Genomic DNA, 7,495 nt, shown 5'->3' with positions numbered 1-7,495 from the left:
AGCAGCTGGCGCGCGAGTACGCCACCGTGCGCCCCAGCTTCATCCGGCTGAACTACGGGCTGCAGCGGCACCACGGCGGCGGCATGGCGGTCCGCGTCATCAGCCTCCTCCCCGCCGTCACGGGCGCGTGGCGGGACCTGGGCGGCGGCGCCATGCTCAGCACCAGCGGCGCCTTCAAGCTCAACCTGACGGCGCTGCAGCGGCCGGACTGGATCCCGCCCGGCACGCGCACCATCAACATGATCCGCCTGGGCGAGGCGCTCACGGAGCCCGACGCGGGCGTGGGCGGGCCGCCGGTGCAGGCGTTCGTCGTCTACAACTCCAACCCGGCCGCCGTGGCACCGGACCTGGGGCAGGTGCGCCGCGGGCTGCTGCGCGACGACCTGTTCACGGTGGTGATGGAGCACTTCGTCACCGACACGGCGCGCTACGCCGACTGGGTGCTCCCCGCGACCACGCAGCTGGAGCACTGGGACATCCACACGGCGTACGGGCACCTGTACCTCACGCTCAACCGGCCGTCCATCGCGCCCGTGGGCGAGTCGCTGCCCAACACGGAGATCTTCCGCCGGCTTGCACAGCGGATGGGGCTGGACGACGCGGCGTTCGCGGACAACGACGTCGCGATGATCCGGCAGGCGCTGGACTCGTCGCACCCGTGGCTGGAGGGGATCAGCTTCGAGCGGCTGGTGGAGGAGGGATACGTGCGGCTGAATGTGCCGGCGGACTTTCGCCCGTACGCGGATCCGCGGCCCAACACGCCCAGCGGCAAGATCCAGGTCGTGGCGCCGGAGCTGGAGCGGCTGGGGCTGGACCCCGTGCCGGCGTACATCCCGCCGGCGGAAAGCGCGGACGCGGACCCGGAACGCGCCGCCCGCTTTCCCCTGATGCTGCTGTCGCCGCCGGAGCACCCGCTGATGAACAGCACGTTCCACAACGTGCCCAGGCTCCACCAGGCGGCGGGCGAGGCCAAGCTGCTGCTTCACCCCAACGAGGCCGCCGTGCGCGGCGTGCGCGACGGCGACCGCCTGCGCTGCTGGAACGACCGCGGCCACTTCTTTGGCCGCGCGGTGGTCACGGAAGACGTGCGCCCGGGCGTGGCCGTGAGCTACGGCGTGCGCTGGGCCCTGCTCTCCGAGGACGGCCGCACGGTGAACGACACCACGTCCCAGCGCGTGACGGACATGGGCGGGGGCGCCACGTTCTACGACAACGCGGTGGAGGTGGAGGTGGCGGCGTGAGAGGAGCCAGGTCCCAGCCTGAGCGGCTAAAGCCGCCGCTGGGACAGCGGTAAGCCCTGTCTCGCGCTGACGCGCGATGCGAACAGGGCTTCAACCGCCCACACGGGCCATCACCCGGCGGGAGGCGCATCCTCCGCGGCCCGGTGGCGGCGGTGCAGTCCGCGCAGGCGGACTTCGCGAAGTTCCAGCGGCGAATTCCATTCGCTCCTGGCGTCGCGAACCGCGCGCCGGTGCACCTTGCCGGCCTTGGATGAACCGTCGGCGAAGGCCGACATCACGTGTCCGGTGCCGCGACTTCAGTCGCCGGGTCTCGGGCCGGCCACTCCCGCTCCGAATCCGGCGTCCGCCCGGACCGGCATCTACCGGGCGCGCCATCAGCATCGCCATCGAGCCGCCAATCAGCCTCCCCATCGAGCCCGCGCTGTTCCGGAGAAACTTCCCCGCCCGGCCCGGCGTATCACCCGAACGCTGGACAGCCCTGCGTGTGATTGTGTATACTTAGGGCTTTCATGCACTTACCCTGCATCGTAGCACCCCGAGGGAGCCTGCCGTTGCGCATTCTCTACGTCTCGCACTCGTTCGCGCTGCCCGGCGATCCCCTCAGCAACGTGGGGGGGATGCAGCGGCTTGCGCAGGGACTGCACGCCGCCCTCGCCGAGCACCCCGGCGTGGAGCTGCACTCGCTCGTCCTGGAGACGTCGTGGAAGGCCACGCCGTACCGCATGCCCGGCTACATGGCCGGCCTGCTGTGGCAGATCCCGGCGCTCGTGCGCCGCGAAAGGATCGACGTGGTGATGCACTCGTCCATGGTGACGGCATCCGTCACGCCGGTGCTGCGCGCGGCCATCCGCAAGGCCGGCGCGATCATCGCCGCCGTGCCCGTGGGCCGCGACGTCACGCTGCCCACGGTGGGCTACCAGTGGTACGTGCGAAAGGTGCTGCGGTCGCTGGACGTGGTCTTTCCCATCAGCCGGGCCACGGCGGGCGAGTGCCTGGGCCGCGGGCTGCCCCAGCAGCGGCTGCACGTGGTGCCCTGCGGCGCCGACAACACGCTCTTCAACGCCCCGCGCGACCGCGCCGCCGCCCGCCGCGAGCTGCTGCGGGCCATCGGCGAGTCGCCGGCCACCATCCCGGACGACGCGCTCATCCTCGTGAGCGTGGGCCGGCACCAGGAGCGCAAGGGCTTTCAGTGGTTCACCGACACGGTGATGCCGCGCCTGCCCAGGGACGTCATCTATCTCGTCACGGGCGAGGGGCCCATGACGCCGCGCATCCAGGAGGCCATCGAGCGCCACGGCCTGCACCGCAGCGTGCGGATGCTGGGCAAGGTGCCCGAGGACATGCTGGGCAGGCTGTACCGCGGCGCGGACCTGTTCGTCATGCCCAACATCCACGTCCCCGGCGACATCGAGGGCTTCGGCGTGGTGATGCTGGAGGCGGGGATGTGCGGCGTGCCCGTGCTGGCGGCGGACCTGGAGGGGATCAGCGACGTGATCCGCGAGGGCGAGAACGGCCACCTGGTGCGCAGCGCGGACGCGGACGCGTTCGAGCAGGTGATCCTGCGCTACCGCGCCGACCGCGCCCTGCGGGCCGAGGCGTCGCGCCGGACGGCGCAGTACACAGCCGGCCACTTCAGCTGGCCCGCCATCGCCGACACGTACGTGCGCCTGCTGCGGCAGCACACCACCGGCACCACGACGGGCACCCCGGCGCGGCTCGCCCGCGCGGCCGGGTGAGCCACGGCTGACCGGCCGGACACGAACGAGCCGCTCTCCTCACGGAGGCGGCTTCTTTCGTCCGGGCAGATGGGACGGGGCACACGGTGGCGCGGCGGGGCGGGTTCCATTATCGTCCCCGCGCACCGGAACGGAAACGAATGCGGTCCGCGCGGGCCGCACGACGATACAGGTCAATCAGAACGGATTGGATCGATGAAAGACTGGGACAGCTGGCTGCAGGGCCACGACTGGCGGCCGGTGGACCTGGACGAGTTCAAGGCGCTGCCGCAGGATGAAAAGCTGCGCCGCATCCGCCACTCGTCCGCTCACGTGATGGCCACGGCGCTGCGCCACGTGCGCCCCGAGGCGCGCTTTGCCATCGGCCCGGCGACGGAGCACGGCTTTTTCTACGACGTGCGGCTGGACGCGCCGCTCTCGCCGGAAGAGATCGAGCAGGTGCAGGAGGGGATGCAGCAGGTCTCCAAGGAGAAGCAGCGCTTCGAGGTGGCCGTCGTTCCCCACGACGAGGCCGTGGCGTTCTTCCAGGACAAGGGCGAGCAGTACAAGCTCGACATCCTGGAAAAGCTGGCGGACCAGACGGTCACCTTCTACCGCAACGGCGACTTCGTGGACCTGTGCGCGGGTCCGCACGTGCCCGACACGGGGTTCTGCCAGCACGTAAAGCTGCTGGCGTCGTCGCCGGCGCACTGGCGCGGCGAGCAGAACCCGTCGCTGCAGCGCGTGACGGGCACGGCGTGGGAAAGCCGCGACGCGCTCAAGAACTACCTGGCGTTCGTGCAGGAAGCCAAGGCCCGCGACCACCGCGTGCTGGGCGCGGCGCTGGACCTGTTCAGCTTTCATCCCTGGGCCGCGTCGGCGCTGTGGCACCCCAAGGGGCTGCTCATCCGCAACGAGCTGGGCCGGTTCTGGCGCGACCTGATGCCGGAGTACGGGTACGTGGAGATCCTCAATCCCATCCTGTACAAGCCGGAGCTGTTCCACACGTCGGGACACTGGGACCACTACCACGAGGACATGTTCATCGTGCGTGACGCGGCCGGCGAGCCGGACTTCGTCATGAAGCCGATGAACTGCCCCGACACCATGCTCTACTACAAGAGCCAGGCGCACAGCTACCGCGAGCTGCCGCTGCGCGTGGCCGAGAGCCAGATCCTGCACCGCAACGAGGTGACGGGCGCCCTGCACGGGCTGATGCGCACGCGCAGCTTCGTACAGGACGACGCGCACATCTTCCTGTCGCCGGACCAGGTGCAGAACGAGATCCAGGAGCTGCTGGCCCTGGTGGACCGCTTCTACTCCGTGTTCGGGCTGGACTACTCCATGAAGCTGTCCACGCGCCCCGAGAAGTTCATGGGCGAGATCGCGCAGTGGGACGCGGCCGAGGCGGCGCTCAAGGCGGCGATGGACGGCGCGGGGCGCGAGTACTGGATCGACGAGGGCGACGGCGCGTTCTACGGGCCCAAGATCGACATCAGCATCCAGGACAGCCTGGGCCGCAAGTGGCAGTGCGGCACCATCCAGCTGGACTTTCAGCTGCCGCAGCGCTTCGAGCTGGAGTACACGGCGCAGGACGGCACGCGGCAGACGCCCATCGTCATCCATCGCGCCATCTTTGGCAGCATCGAGCGCTTTATCGGCGTGATCGTGGAGCACTTCGCGGGGGCGTTCCCCACGTGGCTGGCGCCCGTGCAGGCCGTGGTGCTGCCCATCAGCGACGAAAAGCACCTGGACTACGCGCACGAGGTGACGGCGCGCCTGCGCAAGGCCGGAATCCGCGCCGAGACGCAGCAGTTCGAATCGCTCAACTACCGCATCCGCCAGGCGGAAAAGGCCAAGGTGCCGTACATCCTGGTCGTGGGCGACCGCGAGAAGGAAGAGGGCACGGCGGCCGTGCGGCGCCACAAGGTCAAGGAGCAGCGCGTGCTGTCCGTGAACGACGTGCTGGCGGAGCTCACGGCCAAGCTGGCCACGCGCGAGCTGGACGTGCACGTGGCGCGGATGGCGGCCAAGTTCAACGAGAGCAGCGCGGCGACCACGGAGTACCGGGCGTACTGAACTGCAGTGCGAAAGTGCGTGAGTGCGAAAGTGCGAAAGTGGCACTTCGCACCCGCATGGTCCGGGAGCGGTTGCAGGCTGTCCCCTGTAACCTGTCCCCTGCAACCCGCAGTTCGGCTCTACAAGAAAGCCGCCCCGGAGCACCGGGGCGGCTTTCTCGCGCTATGACCTCAGGTCCTTTCAGCGGGCGGTGCCGTCCAGCAGCACCGGCGCGTACCGCCGGTGAAACACGGGCGCCAGCCGCTCGCAAAAGTCTTCCGGGCTGCCGCCGCGCCGCACGTGGCGCCGCATGAGCGCGCACTGCAGCGACACATACGCCTCGAAGGGCGTGGGCGAGGTCTCCAGGAACCGACGAAGAATTTCCATGGCCGTCTCCTTTCCAGCGCCCTCCCTGGGCGCCGCGTTCCCTACAGGCATCCGGCGTGCCCGTCGCATGCCGCTGCAGTGAAACGCGTAAACGCTTGCTTTTATGACGATTACGTCTGCCCGCCGTCCATCCGCGCCCGTCCCTGGCAGGGCACACCTGGCCCTCGCATGGGACACCGGCATGGGACACTACGCGGGCACGGTCCAGGAGGTGTCGAACGTTGAAGCGAGATCTGCTACACACCTGCCACGACAGGAAACTGTTGACCAAGTCCGTGCCGGGCACTAGCTTGCCCCTCCCAACCCCGTACCCCGACGCTGCTCCCGCCCGGCCGTGCCGTAACCGCCCGCGGAGCCGCTCGCCTATACCGTATTGGATGGCCGCGTCCGTCGCGTTTTACGCGGGCGCCGCATTTCTCTTGACTCGGCGCGCGCGATGGAGCGCGACGCCGGGCTCACCCCGTTTCCCGGGCGATCTCGATGTCGAGCACCGGAGCCCTTTCCGCCGGCACGCTGGTGGCCGGCCGCTACCAGGTCCAGGAGCCGCTGGCCGGCGAAGGCAGCGCCGCCGTCTACCGCGCCGCCGACACGCGGCTAAACCGCGCCGTGGCCCTGCGCGCGCTCCCCGCGGCCGAGGCCGGCGGCGCCCAGCAGGGCAAGGCCGCCGCGCGGCTGGTGCACCCCAACGTGGCGCGCGTGCTGGACTTTGGCAGCGACACGGAGTTGGCCCTGGAGTTCGTGGTCGCGGACCTGGGCACGGGCGGGTCGCTGACGGCCCTGCTGGCTCAGCGCGGCGTGCCCCCCCTGCCGCTGGCACTGCGCATGGTGCAGGAGGCCGCGGCGGGCCTGGCGGCGGCGCACCGCGCCGGCCTGGTGCACGGCGACCTGCACCCCGGCGTGCTCTGGCTTTCGCGCGACGAGGGCCGCCTGCAGGTGCGCGTGCTGGGGCTGGGGCTCAACCCCGTGGGCTCGCCACCGCCGCGCGCCACGGCCCGCTACGCCGCGCCGGAGCGGCTGCGGCGCTCGCGCGAGCTCACGGCCGCCACGGACGTCTTCAGCCTGGGCGTGATCGCGTACGAGGTGTTCGCGGGGCTGCCGGCGGACTGGACCCAGCTGCTGCTGCAGATGGCGCGCGGGCAGGCCGTCGTGGCGCCGTCGCTGCTGGAGACGCGGCCGGACCTGCCGGCGCACGTGGCCCACGCGGTGCGCCGCGCGCTGATGTCGGACCCGGCGTCGCGCTGGCCCGACGCGGGCGAGCTGGCCGCCCACCTCATCGCCGACGTGGCCGCGCCGCCGCAGCCCGCGGCGGCCGTCGCCGTCCCCGCCATCGTCTCCGCGCCCGCCGTCCCCCAGCCGCGGCCGGCCCCGTCCGAGAGCACGCCGGAGCAGGTCGCCGAGCACTTGATCGCGGTGATTTCGGCGGATGACGACGGAGCTTCAGAATCCGTCACAATCTCCGAATCCGAGGCGCCTGCATCCGCCGCCGTGGACGCAGAGCCGGAGACGGTCCAGGTCGCCGCGCCCGCGTCGATCGTCGCGTCGGAGCCGGTCATCGCCGAAGTCGCACCGGTTGTCGCGCCGACGCCCGCCGTCGCCGAAGCACCCGCGCCGGTCGCGGCCGAGCCCGTGGTGGCTGTCGCGCCGGAGCCAATGCCGATCGCCACCGAAGTCGTGGCGCCGATCAGTGTCCCGGAGCCCGCGCCCATCGTCGCAGCGCCGATCAGCGTGGAAGCCGCTCCCGTCGCGGAGGCCGCGCCCGTCCAGGCCCCGCCCGCCGAGCCGGTCATCGCGCGGGCCGCCGGGCCCGAGGCGCCGGCGCGTCAGCCGAAGGCGCCCAGCCGGACCGCGAAGCCCATCGCGCTCGCGTCGACCGATCTGGCGGACACGCTGTACATCCCGCCCGCGCTGGAGAAGCCCACGCGCGCCGCCGCATCGGCTCCTGCCGCCGCGACGCCGGCGCCGATGACCCCGCCGGCCGGCAAGATCGTCGCGCCGCCGCCTCCGGTCGCGTCCACGCCCGTCGCGCCGCCAAAGCCGGAGCCTGTCGTCGCGGCCGCGCCGGAGCCGGTCGTTCCCGCGCCGAAGCCGGAGACG

Annotated in this window: 6 protein-coding genes; 4 read left to right on the top strand and 2 right to left on the bottom strand. The window is 71.2% G+C overall.

Going from position 1 to position 7,495, the window contains the following annotated elements:
- Positions 1 to 1,241: molybdopterin-containing oxidoreductase family protein (locus tag VFZ20_RS10085; RefSeq protein ID WP_329683742.1), on the top strand; the 1,241-nt coding region annotated here is incomplete at its 5' end.
- A 110-nt stretch (positions 1,242 to 1,351) separates the two neighbouring features.
- Here the strand turns inward: VFZ20_RS10085 and VFZ20_RS10080 are convergent.
- Entirely contained in the window at positions 1,352 to 1,516 is a 165-nt protein-coding gene (locus VFZ20_RS10080; RefSeq protein ID WP_329683741.1) for a hypothetical protein, read from the bottom strand.
- 276 nt (positions 1,517 to 1,792) lie between these two features.
- Here VFZ20_RS10080 and VFZ20_RS10075 point away from each other — a divergent pair, with 276 nt between their 5' ends.
- Positions 1,793 to 2,977, top strand: a complete 1,185-nt coding sequence (locus VFZ20_RS10075; protein WP_329683740.1) for a glycosyltransferase family 4 protein — start codon at positions 1,793 to 1,795, stop codon at positions 2,975 to 2,977.
- A 195-nt stretch (positions 2,978 to 3,172) separates the two neighbouring features.
- Positions 3,173 to 5,035, top strand: a complete 1,863-nt coding sequence (gene thrS, locus VFZ20_RS10070) for a threonine--tRNA ligase (protein WP_329683739.1) — start codon at positions 3,173 to 3,175, stop codon at positions 5,033 to 5,035.
- Positions 5,036 to 5,215: 180 nt separating this feature from the next.
- Here the strand turns inward: thrS and VFZ20_RS10065 are convergent, their stop codons facing one another.
- Positions 5,216 to 5,401: a hypothetical protein gene (locus tag VFZ20_RS10065; protein ID WP_329683738.1), complete on the bottom strand. Its 186-nt coding sequence runs from the start codon at positions 5,399 to 5,401 to the stop codon at positions 5,216 to 5,218.
- A gap of 480 nt (positions 5,402 to 5,881) precedes the next feature.
- Here VFZ20_RS10065 and VFZ20_RS10060 point away from each other — a divergent pair.
- A partial coding sequence (locus VFZ20_RS10060; RefSeq protein WP_329683737.1) for a protein kinase domain-containing protein occupies positions 5,882 to 7,495 on the top strand: 1,614 nt, incomplete at its 3' end.

It is taken from the genome of Longimicrobium sp., from assembly GCF_036280135.1.
In the GTDB taxonomy this organism is placed as follows: domain Bacteria; phylum Gemmatimonadota; class Gemmatimonadetes; order Longimicrobiales; family Longimicrobiaceae; genus Longimicrobium.
This window is presented reverse-complemented; position numbering and strand designations above follow the sequence as displayed.